Origin of the sequence: Arthrobacter sp. LjRoot78 (assembly GCF_964254335.1) — a bacterium.
Taxonomy (GTDB): Bacteria; Actinomycetota; Actinomycetes; order Actinomycetales; family Micrococcaceae; genus Arthrobacter.
The window spans coordinates 711,375-731,595 of the sequence record NZ_CAXUTG020000001.1 but is presented as its reverse complement, the minus strand read 5'-3'; the positions used below and the strand labels follow the sequence as shown (position 1 = coordinate 731,595).

Annotated in this window: 19 protein-coding genes and 1 tRNA gene; 12 read left to right on the top strand and 8 right to left on the bottom strand. The window is 65.7% G+C overall.

The features are described 5' to 3' along the window. Positions 1-98: 98 nt before the first annotated feature. From ACSQ1X_RS03540 to ACSQ1X_RS03525, 4 genes are all read left to right on the top strand, one after another. A complete protein-coding gene (locus ACSQ1X_RS03540) occupies positions 99-1,517 on the top strand; it encodes a phosphomannomutase/phosphoglucomutase (RefSeq protein ID WP_436056676.1) in 1,419 nt (472 codons plus the stop codon). Positions 1,518-1,526: 9 nt separating this feature from the next. Continuing rightward, positions 1,527-1,997, top strand: a complete 471-nt coding sequence (locus ACSQ1X_RS03535) for a hypothetical protein (RefSeq protein WP_055800694.1) — start codon at positions 1,527-1,529, stop codon at positions 1,995-1,997. Between the two features lie 20 nt (positions 1,998-2,017). Beyond that, entirely contained in the window at positions 2,018-2,467 is a 450-nt protein-coding gene (locus ACSQ1X_RS03530; RefSeq protein WP_436056675.1) for an RrF2 family transcriptional regulator, read from the top strand. Between the two features lie 122 nt (positions 2,468-2,589). Further along, a complete protein-coding gene (locus ACSQ1X_RS03525; RefSeq protein ID WP_436056674.1) occupies positions 2,590-3,750 on the top strand; it encodes a globin domain-containing protein in 1,161 nt (386 codons plus the stop codon). A gap of 143 nt (positions 3,751-3,893) precedes the next feature. Here the strand turns inward: ACSQ1X_RS03525 and ACSQ1X_RS03520 are convergent, their stop codons facing one another. Further along, the gene (locus ACSQ1X_RS03520; RefSeq protein WP_436056673.1) at positions 3,894-5,729 is read right to left on the bottom strand and encodes a phosphoenolpyruvate carboxykinase (GTP); all 1,836 of its coding nucleotides are present in this window, start codon (positions 5,727-5,729) and stop codon (positions 3,894-3,896) included. A gap of 278 nt (positions 5,730-6,007) precedes the next feature. On the opposite strand from ACSQ1X_RS03520, the gene ACSQ1X_RS03515 reads away from it, so the two are divergent. Continuing rightward, a tRNA-Arg gene (locus tag ACSQ1X_RS03515) sits at positions 6,008-6,081 on the top strand. Positions 6,082-6,208: 127 nt separating this feature from the next. Here the strand turns inward: ACSQ1X_RS03515 and ACSQ1X_RS03510 are convergent. Next, positions 6,209-6,937: a FadR/GntR family transcriptional regulator gene (locus ACSQ1X_RS03510; protein ID WP_055800704.1), complete on the bottom strand. Its 729-nt coding sequence runs from the start codon at positions 6,935-6,937 to the stop codon at positions 6,209-6,211. Positions 6,938-7,108: 171 nt separating this feature from the next. On the opposite strand from ACSQ1X_RS03510, the gene ACSQ1X_RS03505 reads away from it, so the two are divergent. From ACSQ1X_RS03505 to ACSQ1X_RS03485, 5 genes are all read left to right on the top strand, one after another. Continuing rightward, complete coding sequence (locus ACSQ1X_RS03505; RefSeq protein WP_436056672.1) at positions 7,109-8,608, top strand: dihydrolipoyl dehydrogenase family protein; 1,500 nt, start codon at positions 7,109-7,111, stop codon at positions 8,606-8,608. Positions 8,609-8,695: 87 nt separating this feature from the next. After that, a complete protein-coding gene (locus tag ACSQ1X_RS03500) occupies positions 8,696-9,364 on the top strand; it encodes an ABC transporter ATP-binding protein (RefSeq protein WP_436056671.1) in 669 nt (222 codons plus the stop codon). After that, positions 9,361-11,397, top strand: a complete 2,037-nt coding sequence (locus ACSQ1X_RS03495; RefSeq protein WP_436056670.1) for a YhgE/Pip family protein — start codon at positions 9,361-9,363, stop codon at positions 11,395-11,397. The genes ACSQ1X_RS03500 and ACSQ1X_RS03495 overlap by 4 nt, the downstream gene beginning before the upstream one ends. Beyond that, the gene (locus ACSQ1X_RS03490) at positions 11,394-12,011 is read left to right on the top strand and encodes a TetR/AcrR family transcriptional regulator (protein WP_055800713.1); all 618 of its coding nucleotides are present in this window, start codon (positions 11,394-11,396) and stop codon (positions 12,009-12,011) included. Before ACSQ1X_RS03495 ends, ACSQ1X_RS03490 begins: the two co-directional genes overlap by 4 nt. A gap of 24 nt (positions 12,012-12,035) precedes the next feature. Beyond that, positions 12,036-12,659, top strand: a complete 624-nt coding sequence (locus ACSQ1X_RS03485; RefSeq protein ID WP_436056669.1) for a hypothetical protein — start codon at positions 12,036-12,038, stop codon at positions 12,657-12,659. Here ACSQ1X_RS03485 and ACSQ1X_RS03480 read toward each other — a convergent pair. The 6 genes from ACSQ1X_RS03480 to ACSQ1X_RS03455 all read right to left on the bottom strand — a co-directional run bounded on the left by ACSQ1X_RS03480 (position 12,542) and on the right by ACSQ1X_RS03455 (position 17,596). Continuing rightward, positions 12,542-13,561, bottom strand: coding sequence for an EamA family transporter (locus tag ACSQ1X_RS03480; RefSeq protein ID WP_436056668.1), 1,020 nt, complete (start codon positions 13,559-13,561; stop codon positions 12,542-12,544). The two genes, ACSQ1X_RS03485 and ACSQ1X_RS03480, sit on opposite strands and share 118 nt — an antisense overlap. Before the next feature lie 45 nt (positions 13,562-13,606). Next, positions 13,607-14,248, bottom strand: coding sequence for a hypothetical protein (locus ACSQ1X_RS03475; protein WP_436056667.1), 642 nt, complete (start codon positions 14,246-14,248; stop codon positions 13,607-13,609). A 97-nt stretch (positions 14,249-14,345) separates the two neighbouring features. Beyond that, positions 14,346-14,873 (bottom strand): SixA phosphatase family protein, encoded by a 528-nt coding sequence (locus ACSQ1X_RS03470; RefSeq protein ID WP_028271069.1) that lies wholly within the window; start codon positions 14,871-14,873, stop codon positions 14,346-14,348. 57 nt (positions 14,874-14,930) lie between these two features. After that, positions 14,931-15,134, bottom strand: a complete 204-nt coding sequence (locus tag ACSQ1X_RS03465) for a dodecin family protein (RefSeq protein WP_028271070.1) — start codon at positions 15,132-15,134, stop codon at positions 14,931-14,933. A gap of 222 nt (positions 15,135-15,356) precedes the next feature. Next, positions 15,357-16,229 carry a winged helix-turn-helix domain-containing protein gene (locus ACSQ1X_RS03460; protein WP_028271071.1) on the bottom strand — a complete coding sequence of 291 codons (873 nt, stop codon included), beginning with the start codon at positions 16,227-16,229 and terminating at the stop codon, positions 15,357-15,359. A 530-nt stretch (positions 16,230-16,759) separates the two neighbouring features. Then, the gene (locus ACSQ1X_RS03455) at positions 16,760-17,596 is read right to left on the bottom strand and encodes a hypothetical protein (protein ID WP_436056666.1); all 837 of its coding nucleotides are present in this window, start codon (positions 17,594-17,596) and stop codon (positions 16,760-16,762) included. Positions 17,597-17,845: 249 nt separating this feature from the next. Here ACSQ1X_RS03455 and ACSQ1X_RS03450 point away from each other — a divergent pair, with 249 nt between their 5' ends. Together ACSQ1X_RS03450 and ACSQ1X_RS03445 are read left to right on the top strand one after the other, a co-directional pair. Then, positions 17,846-18,586: a response regulator transcription factor gene (locus ACSQ1X_RS03450; protein WP_028271072.1), complete on the top strand. Its 741-nt coding sequence runs from the start codon at positions 17,846-17,848 to the stop codon at positions 18,584-18,586. Between the two features lies 1 nt (position 18,587). Further along, positions 18,588-20,120 (top strand): HAMP domain-containing sensor histidine kinase, encoded by a 1,533-nt coding sequence (locus ACSQ1X_RS03445; RefSeq protein WP_436056665.1) that lies wholly within the window; start codon positions 18,588-18,590, stop codon positions 20,118-20,120. Positions 20,121-20,221 lie beyond the last annotated feature (101 nt).

Genomic DNA, 20,221 nt, shown 5'->3' with positions numbered 1-20,221 from the left:
CACGCGCGAAGCCGGGTATCGGGCCATGTGGACGGCGCGCCCGCGTAATGCAACTACTCCTCCACAGCCATTTTGCGCTTCACCGTAAGATGGAACGCGTGACTAGCGACCAGACAAAGACTTTTGACCTTTCGGCATCGTTCAAGGCCTACGACGTGCGTGGCATTGTGGGCGAGTCCATTACCGCCGAAATCGTCGAAGCCGTAGGCGCCGCATTCGTGGATGTCCTGAAGCTCGAGGGCCAGACGGTCCTGGTGGGCGGCGACATGCGCCCCTCCTCCCCGGAGTTCAGCAAGGCATTCGCCAACGGCGCCGCCACCCGCGGAGCCAACGTCCAGCTGCTGGACCTCATCTCCACCGACGAGCTCTACTACGCCTGCGGTGCGCTCAACGCTGCCGGCGCCACGTTCACCGCCAGCCACAATCCAGCCGAGTACAACGGCATCAAGATGTCCAAGGCCGGCGCCCAGCCCATCTCCTCGGAATCCGGCCTGAAGGAAATCCAGGCCCGTGCGGAGGACTACCTCCACGCCGGATCCATCCCCGCCGCCGGCAAGCGCGGCCTCATCGGAGTCCACGATGTCCTGAAGGATTACTCCGAATACCTCCGCAAGCTGGTGGACCTCAAGGGATCCCGCCCCCTGAAGGTGGTCGTCGACGCCGGCAACGGCATGGCCGGCCTGACCACCCCCGCGGTCCTCGGCGACGCCCTGCTGCCCAAGCTGCCGTTCGACATCATTCCCCTCTACTTCGAGCTGGACGGGTCCTTCCCGAACCACCCGGCCAACCCGCTCGAGCCGGAAAACCTGCTGGACCTGCAGGCCGCGGTCGTCGAACACGGCGCGGACATCGGGCTGGCCTTCGACGGCGACGCCGACCGCTGCTTCGTCATCGACGAGAAGGGCAACCCCGTGTCGCCGTCGGCCATCACCGGCATGGTGGCCCGCCGCGAAATCGCCCGCGCCAAGGCGCAGGGCGAGGAAACGCCCACCATCATCCATAACCTGCTGACCTCCAAGGCCGTCCCGGAACTGGTGGCGCACGACGGCGGCCGCGCGGTCCGCACGCGTGTTGGCCACTCGTTCATCAAGGCAGTCATGGCCGAGGAAGGCGCCGTTTTCGGCGGCGAGCACTCCGCGCACTTCTACTTCCGCGATTTCTGGAATGCAGACACCGGCATGCTCGCCGCGATGCATGTCCTGGCCGCCCTCGGTGAGCAGGACCGCCCGTTGTCCGAACTCGGCCACGAGTACGAGCCCTACATCTCCTCCGGGGAAATCAACTCCGAAATCGAGGACAAAGCAGGCGCCGTGGAGCGGGTCCGCGCCGATTTTGCCGGCGAAGACGTCGAGATCGACATGCTGGACGGCAGCACCTTCAGTTCCCGCGACGGCAGCTGGTGGTTCAACCTGCGCCCGTCCAACACCGAACCGTTCCTCCGCCTTAACGCCGAGGCCACGGACCGTCCCACCATGGAACGCATCCGCGACCGCGTGCTGGCCCTGGTCAACGGCTAGGCCGCCCGCATGGCTGAACTTTCCGGAACGTCCTGGCGGGACTCTGTGCCCGAGGCTACGGCCACCGACCTTGAAAACCTGCTGGGCACCGGCGTCGGTGCTGCCCAGGAGCAGCTCGGGCGCAACGGCGGTTTCCTGCCGTTCGCCCTGGTGGTGGAGAACGACGGCGAGGTCCGCCTTGTCGCCGTCACCCCGGCTGATGCGGAGGACGGCTCTGAGGGCGACTTCGACGCCGACGCGATGATCAGTGACCTCACGGAGCTGCTCCGGCAGAACCGGGACGATTTCCGGGCCGCGGCGGTGGTGTGTGACATCACGCTGCTGGAAGAGGCCACCGACGCCATCCACGTGGCGGCCGAGCACCGTGACGGATCCGTTTTTGCCGCGGTGCTGCCGTACGAGCCCAACGCCGAGTCCCGCGAGTGGGAGTTCGGACAGCTTGCAGCTGATTCCAGCGAACCCGCCATCTGGGTGGACTAGACCTCCAGTGGGTTGCTGAGATGAAGATCAATGCGTTCGCGGACGTGAGCCTGCGCGCCATGATGGTGCTCGCGTCGGCACCGCACGGCAGCCTGCTGACCACGCAGAGCATCGCCGATGCCGTAGGAACGCCCTACAACCATGTCAGCAAGGCCATGGCGAAGCTCCGCGAACTTGGCGTCATCGACGTCGAGCGGGGGCGCAACGGCGGGTCCAGGCTGAATGACGCCGGACGCCGCGCCACCGTCGGCCAGCTCCTGCGGCAGCTCAACACCCGAACGGATCCGGCCGACTGCCATTCCGTGAACGGCGACTGCCCGCTCATCAACGAATGCAAGCTCCGCGGAGCCCTGGCTCGGGCACGCGAGGCTTTCTACCGCGAGCTCGACGACATCGTGGTGTCCACCCTCCCCGGCACGCGCCAGATGGCGCCGGTCTTCCAGGCAATCGGGCTCCGCCCCGGGCTCTGATCCCCCGCCGATTTTGAATTCTTTTCTACGCCGTGTAGAACTTAGGTATAAATACTCGTATTTCAAATACATGTATTGATCGCGGTCCGTACGAAACCCGGGCCCCTACCTCAGGAGTACACATGCTCTCGGACAAATCCCGCCCTGTCATCGAGGCCACCCTGCCGCTGGTCGGATCCCGGATCGGCGACATCACCCCCAAGTTCTACGCACGGCTCTTCGGCGCCCACCCGGAGCTGTTGGACGGACTGTTCAGCCGTTCCAACCAGCGCTCCGGCAACCAGCAGCAGGCCCTGGCCGGAAGCATCGCCGCTTTCGCCACGCACCTGGTGAACAACCCCGGAACCCTCCCGGAAACCGTCCTTTCCCGGATCGCCCACAAGCACGCCTCCCTGGGCATCACCGAGCCCCAGTACCAGGTTGTCTACGAGCACCTCTTCGCCGCCATCGCCGAGGACCTCGCCGAGGTCATCACCCCGGAAATCGCCGAAGCCTGGACCGAGGTCTACTGGCTCATGGCCGACGCCCTCATCAAGATCGAAAAGGGCCTCTACGCCATCCAGGCCAACGACAAGATGTGGACCCCCTGGCGCGTTGCCGCAAAGACGCCCGCCGGCACCGGCGCCATGACCTTCACCCTGGAACCGGCCGACGACACCCCGATCACCCCCGCCCTTCCCGGCCAGTACGTCAGCGTCAGGGTCCAGCTCCCGGACGGCCTCCGCCAGGTCCGCCAGTACTCCCTCTCCGACGATGCGGGCACCAGCCGGACGTTCACCACCAAGCTCGACGACGGCGGCGAGGTCTCCCCGGTGCTGCACAACGGCGTCGAGGTTGGCGACATCCTGGAGATCTCCAACCCGTACGGCGAGATCACGCTCAAGGAGGGTGACGGCCCCGTGGTCCTGGCTTCGGCAGGCATCGGCTGCACCCCCACTGCGTCCATCCTGCGGTCGCTGGCCGAGGCCGGGTCCGACCGCCGGGTGCTGGTACTCCACGCGGAAAGCACGCTGGAAAGCTGGGCCCTCCGCGGGCAGATGACGGACGACGTCGAGCGCCTCGAGAGTGCCGACCTCCAGCTCTGGCTGGAAGAGCCGCAGGCCGGTGCGAATGCCGGCTTCATGTCGCTGCGCGAAGTGGACCTGCCCGCCAATGCGTCGCTGTACCTCTGCGGCCCGCTTCCCTTCATGAAGCACATCCGCAACGAGGCCATCAACGCCGGCATCCCCGCGACGAAGATCCACTACGAAGTCTTCGGCCCGGACATCTGGCTGGCTTCTTAAAGTCACTAGCGCGAACGGACACTTAAGCCCCGGGGCTTAAGTGTCCTTTCGCGCTTCTTCGCTTGCTAACGCACGACGGCGGCGCCGCACCTTTCGGAAAAGGTGCGGCGCCGCCGTCGTTGTGCCTGTTTGTCCCCAGCTGACTAGCTGTGGTCCGCCATGCGTTCCTTCAGGGCTTCCAGCTCGGAGCGCAGGGCCTCGGGCAGGGAGTCACCGAACTTCGCGTACCACTCTTCGATGGAGGCCAGCTCGGCGTCCCACTCCTCGCGGTCGACGCGGACAGCGTCTTCCACGTGGGCGTGGGTCAGGTCCAGGCCGGTGAGATCCAGCGCGTGGCCCGCCGGCACGAAGCCGATCGGGGTCTCAATGGCGTCAGCCTTGCCTTCGAGGCGCTCGATGGCCCACTTGAGGACACGGGCGTTGTCGCCGAAGCCGGGCCAGGCGAAATCGCCGTCGGCGGTGCGGCGGAACCAGTTGACCAGGAAGATGTGCGGCAGGCGCTCCGGGTTGGCCTTGCCTGAGACACTGATCCAGTGCTTCAGGTAGTCGCCGGCGTCGTAGCCGATGAACGGCAGCATGGCCATCGGGTCGCGGCGGAGCACGCCGACCTGTCCGGCTGCGGCAGCCGTGGTCTCCGAGGAGAGCGTGGAGCCCATGAAGATGCCGTTGGTCCAGCTGCGGGCCTGGGTCACCAGGGGCACCGTGGTCTTGCGGCGGCCGCCGAAGAGGATGGCGGAGAGCTCAACACCGTCGGGGCTGTAGTACTCCTCGGCCAGCATGTCGATCTGTGAGATCGGCGTGCAGAAGCGGGAGTTCGGGTGGGCGGCCGGCTTGTCCGAATCCGGAGTCCAGGAGTTGCCCTCCCAGTCGGTCAGGTGCGCCGGAACGTCGTCGGTCATACCCTCCCACCAGACACCGCCATCGTCCGTCAGGGCGACGTTGGTGAAGATGCTGTGGCCCTTGGCGATGGCGCGCATGGCGTTGGGGTTGGTGCCCCAGCCGGTGCCCGGAGCTACGCCGAACAGGCCGGCCTCCGGGTTGGTGGCGCGCAACTCGCCCTCCTTGCCGATCCGCATCCAGGTGATGTCGTCGCCGAGGGTTTCGACTTCCCAGCCCTCGATCGTCGGATCGAGCAAGGCGAGGTTGGTCTTGCCGCAGGCCGAGGGGAAGGCCGCGGACATGTAGTACGACTTCTTCTCCGGCGAGGTGAGCTTGAGGATGAGCATGTGCTCCGCGAGCCAGCCCTCGTCGCGGGCCATCACCGAGGCAATGCGCAGGGCGTAGCACTTCTTGCCCAGGAGGGCGTTTCCGCCGTAGCCGGAGCCGAAGGACCAGATGGACCGCTCTTCAGGGAAGTGCACGATCCACTTATCCGGGTTGCAGGGCCACGCGACGTCGGCCTGGCCGGGGGCCAGCGGGGCGCCCAGGGAGTGCAGGGCGGGAACGAAGAACGCGTTCGTCGCGGTGATCTTGTCCAGCACCTCAGTGCCGATATTGGCCATGATGCGCATGGAGGCGACAACGTAGGCGCTGTCGGTGATCTCCACGCCGAACTTGGGATCTTCTGCGTCGAGGTGGCCCATGACGAACGGAATGACGTACATGGTGCGGCCGCGCATGGAGCCGGCAAACAGGCCGCGAAGCTTCTGCTTCATTTCGGCCGGTGCCATCCAGTTGTTGGTGAAGCCCGCATCGCGCTCGTTCTCGGAGCAGATGAAGGTCTGCTCTTCAACGCGAGCTACGTCTGCGGGATCGGAAAATGCAGCGAAGGAGTTCGGGAACAGCTCCGGGTTCAGCCTGGTCAGCGTTCCGGCGTCGACAAGTTCGTCCGTGAGGCGGGTGTATTCCTCTTCCGTACCGTCAACCCAGTGGATCCGGTCCGGCTGGGTAAGTTCTGCAACCTCTTCGACCCATGCCAGCAGGCCAGCATGTGTTGTGGGTGCTTTCTCAAGCAGCGGCAGTCGTGCGAGATCGCCCATTGCGGTTCCCTTCCTCGGGTTCAGTGGTGTGTCCTAAATGCTAGGGCTCTAGACCACTGCAATTTTTGGGTCAGACGTGGGATGTCCCGGGGCCTAAAAACCAAAAACCGCGGAAAATCAAGGAACTGGATACAACAAATCGGCACTTTTTGTGAGTAAGGTCACATAGACCGGTCTAGTTGCCCATATTACAGGCGGTTCGATTTGGAACTCGGCGGCAACTCGCGTAAAGTAATTCGAGGTTCGGGGGTGAACGAAAAACTCCCGGAGCCGAGAATGCGCCCATAGCTCAGCTGGATAGAGCGTCTGTCTACGGAACAGAAGGTCAGGGGTTCGAATCCCTTTGGGCGCACAGATGAAGAAAGATCCGCACCGGTTCGCCGGTGCGGATCTTTTTTATTGCCGTTTGTTTCAGCCCGCGGGCGGGTGCGCCTGCCCCTGAGGGTTGCACCCGGAGGGCTACTGGGCCCGCGGGCCGCCTACTTCTCTATGACCTCGTAGATGCGATGGCGGATGCCGTCGAAATGATGGTTTAGCCGTTCAGCAGCCAGGGCCTTGTCCCCGCCTGCCACGGCCTCGTAGATGCGACGGTGCACTGCCGCCGACTCGCTGAGGTTCTCGGCACCGGTACCGACCTCAAGATGGATCTGCCGGTACACCTTCCAGAAGACGGCGAGCAGGCTGATCAGGAGCGCGTTGTTCAGCGGCTCGAACAAACGCCGGTGAAACTCCGCGTCCGCTTCCACGAACGGCTCCCCGGCGGCGGCAAGTTCCTCCATCCGGGTCACGGATTCCTCAACGGCTGCGAGCTGGCCGGCGGTCATCTTGTCCATCGCACTGCCGATCAGGCCTGATTCCAGCGCCTGCCGCACATCCACCAGCTCCAGCGCCTCATCACCCTTGTGGCGCAGCGACAGCCTGCCGCGGAATGTCATGCCGTCCGCCAGGGCATCAAAGTTGCTGGGCGCCACGAACATGCCGAATCCGTGGCGGATTTCCACAACGCCGAGCGCCTGCAGGACCTTAAGGGATTCACGAAGGGTATTGCGGCCTACACCCAGCGCGAGGGCCAGTTCGTTTTCGGTGGGAAGCGGGTCACCCGCCTCAAGCTCGCGCTCCAGGATGAGGTCCATGATGTCCGCCTGCAGAGCGCGGAGCCGGGCCTGGGCGCTGAACCGCGCCTTCGAAGCGACGCCTGATGTTGTCATGGTTCCCCTAACCGAGTGTCCGAACCACTGTGCTGAGTGGGTCACAGCAAACAATATTGGATGTCCCACCTTCTGTTAAGTTCCCCCGCCAAACACGGACCCGGTTCCCTGCGCCCATCCCCTGCGCTTCATCCCGCGGATCGGTACCGCCGCCGGGCGTAGTCTGGTGCCATGACGGCCAGAGTTGAACGAGAATTCGATGTCATTGTGATCGGCGCCGGAGCCGTGGGGGAAAACGTCGCGGACCGCGTGGTCCAGGGCGGACTGACCGCGGTCATTATCGAGGCGGAGCTGGTGGGCGGCGAATGCTCCTACTGGGCCTGCATGCCGTCCAAGGCACTCCTGCGCCCGGGGACGGCCCTCCATGGCGCACAGACCGTCCCCGGTGCCGAGGAGGCCGTCACCCGCACCCTGGACGCCTCCGCCGTCCTCAAGCGCCGGGACTATTTCACGTCGAACTGGCAGGATGATGGCCAAGTCAAATGGCTGGAAGATACGGGGATCGAACTGATCCGGGGCCGCGGGCGTCTCACCGGCCCGCGAGCCGTCGAAGTAGCCGGGCGCGACGGTGTCAGCTACCAGCTCTCGGCGAGGCACGCCGTCGTGCTTTCCACCGGATCGGCCCCCACTGCACCGCCAGTGGACGGCCTGGCGGGGCTTGGGTATTGGACCACCCGCGAGGCCACTTCCGCCCGGAGCGTTCCGCGCAGCCTGGCGGTCCTCGGCGGCGGGGTGGCCGGGACCGAGCTGGCGCAGGCATTCGCCCGGCTGGGCTCGGCGGTGACGCTGGTGGCACGCGGCGGCCTGCTCAGCATGTATCCGAAAGATGCCGCAGACCTGGTGCTGGCCGGCCTGCGGGCCGACGGCGTGGACGTCCGCCTCAACACCGGCACGGAGCGCGTCACCAGAAGCGGGGGCGGCTATTTCACCGTTGACTTGGCCGACGGCGACAGCATCACGGCTGAACGCCTCCTCGTTGCCACCGGCCGACACCCGGCGCTGGACGGGTTGGGGCTGGAAACGGTGGGGCTTGGTTCCACGGACGGCAAAGTGCCGCCGCTCCGCACGGACACCACGGGCCTGGTCGAGGGGATCATCGAGGGCGCCGACGCCGTTGGCGACGCCGGCGGCGGCACTGGTACGGACGACGGCGGCGGCTGGCTCTACGCGGTGGGGGACGCAGCCGGCCGGGTCATGCTGACGCACCAGGGCAAATACTCGGCGCGGGCCACGGGGGATGCCATCGCTGCGCGGGCCAAAGGCGAGCTGAAGGGGACGCCGGAGCCGTGGAGCCGCTTCGCGCAGACAGCCAACGAGCATGCCGTGCCCAATGTCGTGTTCACAGACCCTGAGCTGGCCAGCGTGGGCCGGTCCGTGAAGCAGGCACAAACGGACGGCTACAGTGTCTCCTCAGTGGAGCTCCCCATCAGCGTCGCGGGGTCGTCGCTGCATTCGGAACACTACGAAGGCTGGGCCCAGCTGGTGGTGGACGAGGACAGGAAGGTGCTCCTCGGCGCCACCTTCGCAGGCCCGGACGTGGCTGAACTCCTGCATGCCGCCACCATCGCGGTGGTGGGCGAGGTGCCGCTGGACCGGCTGTGGCACGCCGTGCCGTCCTATCCCACGGTCAGCGAAGTGTGGCTGCGCCTGCTCGAGGAGTACGGACTCTGACTGGTTGGTCACAACTCAGCCAATCTATTTGAACTGACTGGTCAGTTTAGTTAGCCTTATAGCAGACAAACACTGCGAAAGGCTTCCATGCTCTCGGTTCGACAGCTTCACGTGAATGGCCGGCGGGACGATCTGCTCCCTCCTACGTCACTCCAGGCACGGCGGGGCGAGCTGCTTCTGGTCTCCGGCACCAGACAGGACCAGCGGACCGCGCTGGCACTCACCCTGAGCGGGCGGATGAAACTGTCTTCCGGCGTGCTCCTGTGGGACGGCCGGGCGAAGACGAAGCACCTCCGGGCGGCCAGCTCGCTCGTGGACGCCCCGGGTGTCAACGAGCCGGAACAGCACCTGAGCGTGCGGGATCTCGTCACGGAAGACCTTGCACTGATCCCGCGGCGCTATCGCGGCGCACTCCTCAGCAAGCCGTGGCTCAAGGTCAACCGGTTCGAGGACATCGCCGGCCTCTGGACGGAACAGCTGGCCCCGGCCAAGCGCATCGAACTGCTCACCGCCCTCGCGCTCGCCAACCCGCACACGGACCTTCTGGTGGTGGACTCCCCTGATCGCCACAGCGCGGATCCCGCGGACTGGCTGCCGCGGCTCCAGGAGCTGGCGTACAACGGCGGCCGGCCGCTCGCCGTCGTCGCCACCGTGGCTGCCCTCCCGGAGACCTGGACGGGCCCCGCCGCGGTGATCGGCAACGCCGTGCCGGACACAGACCCCAGTCCCGAAAACGAAACAGAGGATGCCAAGTGACTGTGCTGCGGTTAGCCCGCTCCGAACTCAAGCGCATGACCGGAGGGCTGCTGCCCAAGCTGACCATCCTTGCGCTGACCATGGTTCCGCTCCTTTACGGCGCGGTGTATCTGTATGCCAACTGGGATCCCTACAGCAACCTGGACCAAATCGATGCGGCCTTGGTGGTGGAAGACACCGGCGCCACCTCCAGCGACGGAACGCAGCTGCAGGCAGGCCGGACCGTGGCGGACAGCCTGGTGGAAGGGCACGTGTTCAACTGGCAGTCCGTGGACTCCGCCCAGCAGGCAGATCAAGGCGTCAGCAGCGGCAAGTACGCCTTCGCCCTCAAGATTCCGAAGGATTTCTCCGCCAGCCTCGTCTCACCTGGCAGCTTTGACTCCGCCAACCAGGCCATGCTGAACGTGACCACCAACGACGCCAACAACTACCTCCTAAGCACCATCGTGGACAAGCTGACCACAGCGGTCCACTCGAGCGTGGCCAGGGAAGTGGGCGAGGAAACCGCCAACCAGCTGCTGACGGGCTTCGGCACCATCCACACCCAGATGGTCAAAGCTGCCGACGGCGCAGGTCAGCTTTCCGACGGCGTGACCAAGCTCCACGACGGCACGGTCACCCTGCATGACGGCACCACGCAGTTGAGCGCCGGCGTCGGCGAGCTCTATGCCGGACAGGTCAAGCTGCGCGACGGTGCCAACCAGCTGGATGCCGGCGCGGCCCAGCTAAGCGACGGACTCGGGCAGCTGAGGGACAAGACAGCCTCCCTCCCTGCGGACTCGCAAAAGCTGGCCGACGGCGCCGCGCAGGTCGCGGCCGGAAACGCCACGTTGAACACCAAAGTCCAGGACGTCGTCGGGCAATTGAACGCCGCTGACCAGGGGCTGAGGAACCGCGTGGTGGAGTCGAACGGCAGGCTGCTGGCCGCCGGAATCATCACCCAGGCGCAGGCGGACAGCATCCTGGCGGACTTCGACGCCGCGGCAGCCTCCGGACCAGTGGCTGGCGCCAAGGCAAAGATCCAGTCCGACGCCGCGCAGATCCAGCAGCTCGCGGACGGCTCCGCCGCCGTGAGCAACGGTGCCGCCAAGCTGGCAGCGGCCACGCCCGCCTTGACCGGCGCCATCGCCCAGGCGTCCGCCGGCGCGGACCAGCTCCATGCCGGGACCTCCGCTTTGGCGGCCGGCGAGCAAAGTGCCGTTGACGGCACCGGGAAACTCGCCGAAGGTGCCGGCGCGCTCGACGGCGGTGCGGCGCAGCTTGAGGACGGCGCCGCCACGGCCGCCAGCGGGGCAGGCACCCTGGCATCGGAACTCGCCAAGGGTGCCGGCCGGGTGCCCAACCCCGATGACGCGCAGAAGAGCAGCCTCTCCAAGGTGATGGCCGATCCCGTGGCCGTCAGCAACATCTCGCAGGCGAAAGCCGGGTCCTACGGGGCCGGCCTGGCGCCGTTCTTCCTCACCCTGGCCCTCTGGATCGGCATCTTTATGCTGATCCAGGCCATGCGGCCCATCACGCAGCGGGCGCTGGCGTCCAACGCGCCGTCATGGAAGATCGCCTTGGGCGGCTGGCTGCCGTTCCTGGCCGTCTCGGTCGTCCAGGCGAGCCTGCTCACCCTGGTGGTGGACCTGGCGCTGGGCCTCAACCCCGCCCACCCGGTGCTGATGTGGCTGTTCATGCTGGCGGCCGCGATGGCGTTCAGTGCCATCATCCAGGGCGTCGTCGCGCTGCTTGGGTCCCCGGGGAAGCTTGTGGTGCTGATCCTGCTGGTGCTCCAGCTGGTGTCATCTGGCGGCACATTCCCCTGGCAGACCACTCCCCCGCCCCTGCACGTGGTGCACGAGATCCTCCCCATGGGCTATGTGGTGACCGGGATGCGGCACCTGATCTATGGCGCGGACCTGTCCATGATCCTGCCTACCGTGGCGGGCCTGTTTGGCTACACTGCGCTGGGGGCCGCGCTGTCAACGCTGGCCGTCCACAAGCACAAGTTCTGGACCCTGAAGTCCCTGAAACCGGAGATCGCCGTATGAGCACGCAGGAAGCCGGCGAAAAGAAGCTCCGGCCCGCCCGTACAAATGCCACCAAGCAGAAGCTCTTCGATGCCTCCATGGAGCTGATCGGCGAGCGCGGCGCGGCCGGGGTCACCGTGGACGAGATCGCGGCGGCAGCCGGCGTCTCCAAGGGGACCGTGTACTACAACTTCGGCAGCAAGTCCGATCTGATCGCGCAGCTGCTGCGCCACGGCGTGGACATCCTGCATGCCCGGCTGCTAAGCGTGCAGGGCTCCTCCGCCGACCCGCTGGCGGCCATGGACGGGATGATCGGCCAGGCGATGGACTTCATGGCTGAGTACCCGTCCTTTGCCCGGCTCTGGGTCAGTGAGAACTGGCGGACTCCCAGTGAATGGCAGGACACCTTTGCCGAGCTCCGCGGCCGCCTCCTCGCAGTGATCGGCGCCGCGATCGAGGGCGTAGCCGCGCAGTACCCCGTTGATGAATCCATCTCCAGGGGCAGCCTGGAGACTGCCATCTTCGGTGCCTGCTTCGTGGTGGGCCTGGACCGCCAGACCTACAACCCCGAACGCACCCGCGAACAAAGTGTTGCGGCCATTATGGCAATCATGCGTGGCTACGTCCGGAAATAGCCCGCATCGGGGAAGATTAGTCACATGCGCCACATGGGTAACAGCGGAAGGGTAGCCATCGTTGCGGCGTTCGCCGCCGCGGTCCTTCTGGTTCTTACCGCGATCACGCTGGAAGAGGCCGTGCTGTTCACGTTCCTCGGAGCCGTCGCTGTGGGATACCTCGCCTCCGTCATCCAGGTGGCGGCCCGAGGACGCAATCTGGCCCTCCTGGCGGGAGGCGTTGGCACCAGCCTGTTCATCGGCTTCGCCATCGCATTCCTGCGCATGTGGGGCCTGGCGTTTACGGCGGAGCCGGACTCCCTGGGAGCGGCTGCCACCACCCAGGACTCCGATATCTACTTCTACCTCGCCGCAGTTTCCGGCGTGGGAACGCTCCTGGTGCTCTTCGCCGGCGCTGTGTGGCCGGCCGGCAAACGGCTTAGGTCCGGCCGCGATCAGTCCAGACGCATGCAGCCCGGACGCCGCAAGCCCGCAACTGCCGCCCGGCGGCCGGCGGTCAGGCAGGCACCCCGTCCGGCCGCGGGCACCACTTACGGTCGCGTTCCCGTGTCCAGGTCAGGTGCCGTCCGCGCTCCGGCGGCCAAGCGGCCCTCGTCGGCGGCGGCCAAGTCGCCCAAGTCCCCGGCAAAAGCTACATCACGGCGTTGAGCGTGCCATCGTCGCTGGCCCGGGGTGGCCCCGTTCCGGCCCGGCCGGAGTACGGCGATGGCAACCCCGGCCAGCAGCAGAAGTCCGCCGGCTACCTCGGCCGGTGAGGGGACCTCGCCCAGGATCAGCCACGCCGTCGTCATTCCCACCACCGGGACAAGCAGGGTGAAGGGAACCACCGCGGACGACGGATACATGCCCAGCAGCCAGTTCCATATTCCGTAGCCCACCAGGGACCCCAGGACAGCCGTGTAGATGGCGCTCAGGATGGTGACCAATTGCAGGCCAGCCAGGGTCCCGCCCACGGCGGCCGGGCCGTCGATCAGCAGTGACAGTCCGATCAGGGGCAGCGGAACCACCGCGCCGGACCACACAACGAGCCCCAGGCCGGAGGAGGCCCTGGCCTGCCGGGCGATGATGTTGCCCGCAGCCCAGGACAGCGCAGCCGCCAGCACGATGAGCAAGGGAAGGACCGGTGCCACCATGCTGCGGCCTACTGCCACCACCGCGAGGCCGGCCACCCCGAGGACGACGCCGGCGAACTGCCTGCCACTGGGACGTTCGCCGAGGATTCCGGCAGCCAGCAGAACGGTAAGCAGCACCTGCGCCTGGAGTACCAGCGAGGCGAGCCCTGCGGGCATGCCCAGCGCCATGGCCAGGTAGAGGAGTCCGAATTGTCCGGCGCTCATGAAGAGGCCGACGCCGAGGATGGCCCGCCAACTGACAGCGGGCCTGCGGATGAAGAAGATCCACGGAAAGACAACCAGGACGAAGCGCATGGCTACAAAGAGCAGGGGCGGCACTTCCATGCCGTCGGCGTGCAGGCCAAGGTCGATGGCAACGAAATTGGCGCCCCACAGGACTGCCACGAGGACAGCCAGGGCGGAATGTCGAAGGTTCACGCTGCGGGCTGCCGGTTCAGGAAATCCGCGTCACCGGATACGGACTCAAAGGTTCCGGGGCCGCTCTCCGGGAGCCCCGTCCTCGCGGCGGTCAGGCACGGCGTCGTGCCGCGCCGCGTCGCTGTCGGCGTCGCGGTCAGCAGCATCGCGGTCGGCAGCATCGCGGTCAGCAGCGTCGTGCTGGCGAGGTGTGCCCGGTTCAGTTGTGCCCGGTACGGCTGGCCCTGGAACGGCGTCCCCGCGCCCGCGGGTTCCGGCCTCGGCGCGCGTCTGTGGCTCGGCAGGAGTGGTCTCAACGTGCCGGTCCGTAACGTGCCGGTCGGCATCGTGCCGGTCGGCATCGCGCTGCTCGGCGGTGACTACGTCCGGATCAACCTCGTCGGCTTTACGGAGCTGCTCCTGCGACGAGGCCCGCACTCGTTCGGCTTCTGCTTGCTTCTCGCGAGCGTCGCGGCGCAGGCGCTCTGCCTCGACTTCGGCCTGCTTGGCATCGGCCTCGGCACGTGCTGCTTTGGCCTCGCGTTCCCGCGCTCCAAGCTCGTCGGCCTTGGCCTTTTCACGCATCTCGGCGGCCCGGTTTCGGTCCGCCTCAACCTTGCGCTTCCGGTTGAAGAACAGCACCGCGGCAATGATCGCAACCACCACCACAACACCGATAATGATCCCCACAAGCTGTCCTGAGTCCACGATGTTCTCCTCTTAACCGGGGCACTGACGAATATCTCCAGTAAACATCACAAACCCCGCCCTGACCATGAACGCCGTGGCAGTGAGCAGAGGTTGCCTAGTGCGCCCGGGGCACCTTGAAGCGAGTAAGCCGGGCGTCCTGGCCGTCCAGCTCAGCCCAGGTCTTTTCCGTTTCCAGCACGGTCAGGCCGCTGGTGGGAAACCGGGTGGCGGCGTCCATATAGGCATCGTGGTTGGAATCGCGTGACGCCAGGTGCATGGCAAGGTCCTGCACCCCGGGCATGTGGGAGATCACCATCAGCGTGGTCACGGTGTCCGGGACATGGTTGATGACCTTCAGCATGCGCAAAGCGGAGGCTCCGTAGAGGCCGTCCTCAAGTTTCGGCGTCGGGGCTTGGTCCCCCAGTTCAGCGCACACCCATGTGCACGTCTGCCTGGTCCGGAGCGCGCTGGAGCAGAGGATGAAATCGGGGATCACTCCATGCTTGCGCAGCCACTTGCCGGCCAGGGGAGCCTCGCGGTGTCCGCGCTCTTCCAGCGGACGTTCGTGGTCCGGCACGCCTCCGGGCCAGTCTGCCTTGGAGTGCCGCATGAGGATCAAACGCCTGATGTGATGCTCGCTCATGCATCAATCCTAGTGCGGCGGCCCTGCCCCGCAGGGCACGGCCGCCCTGCACTGGGTTTAGTCGTCCAGGACGAAGGTCACTTCCAGCACGACGTGCCAGGCGACGACGGCGCCGTCAGCGATTTCGACTTTCTGTTCCTTGACCCATGCTCCCGTGACACCCCGAAGTGTCTTGTTGGCGCGTTCGATGCCCTCTTTGATGGCGGCATCAAACGACGTTTTGGAATTTGCGCTCAGGGTGGTGATGCGTGCTACAGACATAGTTCCTCCTGATGGTCGGATGGACGATCAGAGCCTACGCCGCCCCACCCCAAGCCAACAGGGCCATAGGGCCATAGGGCCATAGGAACTAAGCCGCGGAGGCACATACGCCAAGGTCAGAACGCGCGAAAGCGGCATTCTGCGTAGTGCCGCATCGCCGACTGAGGAACGAAGGAGGTGTCTAAGGCACGGCAGAATGCCGCTTTCGCGCGTCGTTGAAGACTAGATGGAGTATTCCGGAGCGGCCCAGACCACAACTTCAGGGTGCTCGTAGAACCGGTAGCCCTGGCCGCGGACGGTGCGCACGGTGTTGGCGAGGCGGCCAAGCTTGGAGCGGAGGCGGCGGATGTGGACGTCGATTGTCCGCTCGTTGGGAACCTCTTCGGCATTGCGCCACAGGCCCTCGAGGAGTTCGTCGCGGCCCACGGTGCGGGTGCCGTTTTCCACGAGGTAGTTCAGGAGCTCGAACTCCTTGAACGTGAGGTTCAGGGATTCTCCGTCGAGGTGGACCTCGCGGCGGGCCAGGTCGATGAGGACACCGGACGGACGGGGATCCTGCGGCTGCGGCAGCCGGGTGGTTTCGGTGCGCTGTCGGGAGTTGACGGTGGGGTCACCAAAGGTGGACCGTACGACGTCGAGCGCGGAACCCGGGGCGCTGGCCGGGGCCACCGCCACCGCGGCGTAGCTCTCCGCGCCGGAGACGAGGGACTGGGCGTAGGCGCGGATTTCCTGGGCAAGCTTGGCAATTGAGGTGCCGGCAGCTGCAGCGGTTTCCTCATCGATTCCCATGTAGAGCACAAATCCACGGGCAACATTTTCATTGGCGACGGGGCGGACGGCGCTGCCGTTGGCCGGGGCGATCACGGGGGTGGGCGCCGTCTGCGGAGCGGACTCGGCGGCGGGAACAGCGCGGAGCTGGCCGTACGAGTTCGGGTTGTAGCCCTGCGGCGCATAGCCGGGGGCCGGGAAGCTGTTGCCGGGCGCTGCCGGGGCGAACGCAGGACGGGCCCCGAATCCCTGGCGGAGGCCGGAAGGCTGGCCGCCTTTGTTGGCGTTTCGGACGGAGATGTGGACGTATCCAGATGCAACTGACATGGAATGCTTACCTCAATGTGAATGGCCGTCATCGCGGCTCGAATGCTGGCTTTCCCCGCAATGAGATCTGGGGAGGGGCGCCCGACGCTGGGCTTGGGGCGAATGCCTAAAAACTTCTCGGGGTGGGAAAGTTAGGCGTGCATTCGACAACAGCGCATGTCTTCGCCAGCGGGTGGGCTGGTCCAGGATTCTGCGGCTGCAGGTGCTGTTGAGTTCTTGTTCACAATTGAAGTGTGCAACGTAACAATGAAAACTTGCAAGTAACAATGGACGGAATCGTCCGCATCGTGAGACAAAATCACACAATGTGGCCCAAATCACGATTCTGAAATGCCAATAAAATAACAGGTGTTTTTCAGAACGATCGATCAGAATTCACGAAAATCCGAATTTTCTTCTTCAAAACGAAGCCTTTCGGTGCGAAAATTCAGCCCGTACCGTATTGCTGAAATGCCAACGCTGCCTTGTGGCACATGTCCAGCCCTTGGCCGGGCCGCGCAGAAAAATTCCTGCCCCCGCAGCACGCCAGCTCAGTTTGACTGCCCGGTGAGCGTCGCGGCCACGAGCTGGACGGACTCCGCAGGGAAGCTGTCACCATCCTTTGCAGCAACGATCCTTACCATGGCTCCGGACACGATATCGGCCACAGTCAGTGTGCTGGCGGACGTCCCGCCAGCCTGTTGACGCCTTTGTTGCTGATTGCTCACCGCCACGTCCGAATCCAGTGAATAGGTGCGGCTGAACCCGTCGGTGCTCTTGACGGTCACGGCGCCGGAACTGACCTCAGTGACCGTCCCCTGCTGTTCAACTTTGGTGACGTAGGCACCGTCCTGGAGGATGACGTACTCGGAGTGAACGGCGGCGGATACTCCGCTGCCCATTCCACCCAGGCCTTCCGGGGCGAAATTTCCGGGGCCGCCCTGGGGCGGCATCCCGCCGTCGGCAAAACCACCCTGCGCGCCGCCGCGGGAGCCTGGCAACGTTTCCTGCAACGCGCCTGCATCGGCCGTGCCGTCGGTGCCGTCGGCCGCCGCGGAACTGGTCGTCAGGGCATAGATTCCGACGCCGGCTCCGCCCGCAAGGACAGCCGCAGCTCCGGCGACCACCACTCCCCGCTTCATGGTCCATGGCTTCGAACGTCCAGCCGGGGCATCCCAGCCGCCGTGCTGTCGGGGCGAGCCCCATCCTGCTGCGGGCGGGAAAGCGGAGCCAGCGGCCGACGGCGGTGTTCCCCACCCGGCGTTCTGCCCGCCACCCGCGGGCCTACTGACAGAGCTGGCCGCCGGAGTCCTGCCCTCCGGCGCCTTGCCCTCCGGCACCTGGTCAGCTTCGCTCTCCGGTACCGGGGTGGTGTGGTCGTTGTTCATGGCGTACTCCTGGGGCAGGGGGGCTTGGTCCACTCCAGACTCCGGAGGGTTCCTGTGCGGAGCCTGTGCGGGACAAGGGGTCAAGCTGTGACCTTTGATGCGCCCGTTCCCGCCGCGGGAAGGCAGCGGATCCGCGCCGGTTGGCAGACGAAGGGCCCCTCCGCGCGTCCAGCTCGCTAGGCTGGGATTCACAGCTGGCCCACAGGATCCCCATAGCGTCGGCTAAACCGCAGATCGGAGAGTTGTCCCATGGCCACTTCGCACTCCATGACTAACAACCTTCCCCAGCTCACCCACCCGGACGGCTCCCCCATCCGCGCCCTGGTGGTTGACGACGAACCCAGCCTCTCCGAGCTCATGAGCATGGGCCTGCGGATGGCAGGCTGGTCCGTGGCTGTCGCAGGAGACGGTCCCGAAGCCGTGAAACTGGCCAAGGAGTTCCGGCCGGATGTCCTGGTGCTGGACGTGATGCTCCCGGGGTTCGACGGCGTTGAGCTGCTCACCAGGATCCGCGCCTTCGCGCCGGAGGTGCCTGCGCTCTTCCTGACGGCGAAGGACGCTGTACAGGACCGCATCCTCGGGCTGGCGGCCGGCGGCGATGATTACGTCACCAAGCCCTTCAGCATGGAGGAGGTGCTCCTTCGCCTGCACCGGCTGGTCCAGCGCTCCGGAGTGGCAGCCATGGACACCGCCGAACTTGTAGTGGGCGACCTCGTCCTCAACATCGACACACGTGAAGTGACCCGCGCCGGCGAGGAACTGCAGTTGACGGCAACCCAGTTTGAACTCCTCCGTTACCTCATGGAAAACCCCAAGCGCGTGGTCAGCAAGGCCCAGATCCTGGACCGCGTGTGGGACTACGACTTCGGCGGCCAGGCCAACATCGTGGAGCTCTACATTTCCTACCTGCGCAAGAAGGTGGATGCCACGCACCCGCCCATGATCCACACGGTGCGCGGCGCAGGCTACGTCATTAAACCGGCGGATTGAGGTGCCCACGCTTTCCGGCGAGATCCGCAAGGACCGCCGCCGCTTGCTCGATCCTTCCACCTGGCACCTCCGCACGCGGCTGGTTCTGGTGGCCATGGCATTGCTCGTGGCCATCTGCGGCGCAATTGGCCTGTTCAGTTACGCGTCCATGGATTCCTTCCTGACCAAGCAGCTCGATGATCGCCTGAGCCAGGCCTCAAGGCTCTCTAACGAGGCCGGACGGCCACGGCTCGGCAACCCCGCCGGCAGGCCTGATCCGCTGGAGGGCAGGGGCCAAGGTGTGGGGACCTTGATCGCCCGCATCGACAATGGCACTGTCAGCAGCGCCGGGTTCCTCGCGAGCGATGCCACGCCGTCTTCCCTGTCCCCCGAGGATGACCAGATCCTCCTGGCGCTCCAACACGACGCAACGCCGGTTGACCGGACCCTGTCCACCGGCTCCTACCGGCTGGTGGCAGTGGAGGCTCCATACGGGGACGTGATCATCACCGGACTCCCCCTCGATGAAAAACAGAACACCCTCAGCTCCTTGGTGTGGACCATGGTGATCGTGTCGATGGGCGGGCTCGCCCTGATCGGCCTTGCCGGAACTGTGCTGATCCGCCGCACCATGAAACCCCTTGAGCAGCTGTCCGAAGTTGCGACGCAGGTTTCCCAACTGCCTCTCGACGCCGGTGAGGTGGCCCTCGCAGTCCGGGTGCCGTCGTCGAACGCGCATCCTGGAACTGAAGTGGGCAGCGTGGGCTACGCCCTCAACCTCATGCTGGACAACGTGTCCCAGGCACTCGAGGCCCGGCAGCAGAGCGAAACGAAGGTGCGCCAGTTCGTTGCCGACGCCTCGCACGAGCTGCGCACGCCGCTCACCGCCATCCGCGGCTACACAGAACTGATGCGGATGACCGAGGACTTTACGCCGGACGGCAAGAAATCCCTCGCCAGGGTACAGAGCCAGTCGGAACGGATGACCACCCTGGTGGAGGATCTCCTGCTGCTGGCCCGGTTGGATGAAGGCCAGCCGCTCAAAATCAGCGACGTGGACCTGACCCAGCTGGTGGTGGAAACCGTCAGCGACGAGAAGGTCATGGCGCCGGACCGCATCTGGCAGCTCGAATTACCCGACGAGCCCGTTGTGGTCCGCGGCGACGCCAAGCAGCTGCACCAGGTGCTGGCCAACCTGCTTTCCAATGCCCGCAAGCATACGGACCCCGGAACCACCGTGGTCACCGGCGTGATGCGGTCGGCCGACGGCAGTGTCGTGGTGACCGTAACGGACAATGGTGCAGGGATTCCGCCGGAGTTCGTCGGCCGGGTCTTTGCCCGCTTTGCCCGGGCGGACGCCGCCCGCACGAGTCCGGCCCGCTCCGCTTCGGGCTCGGGAGCCACCGGGGCCGCTGCGTCCGAAGGGACCAGCGGCCTGGGCCTCTCGATTGTGCAGTCCATTGTGGAAGCGCACGGCGGAACCGTCGAAGTGAATTCCCGCCCGGGACGCACCGAATTCGCCCTCCGCCTGCCGTGCGAACCGCCGGCAGCTTAGCTCCGGGCGCATCACTGGCAAGCCAGCTGTTCCGGCGCAAGTCAACGCGCCGTCGTCGTGACCCTCGTTACCTAAATGTGACTTAAGCGCAAGAGTCCTGT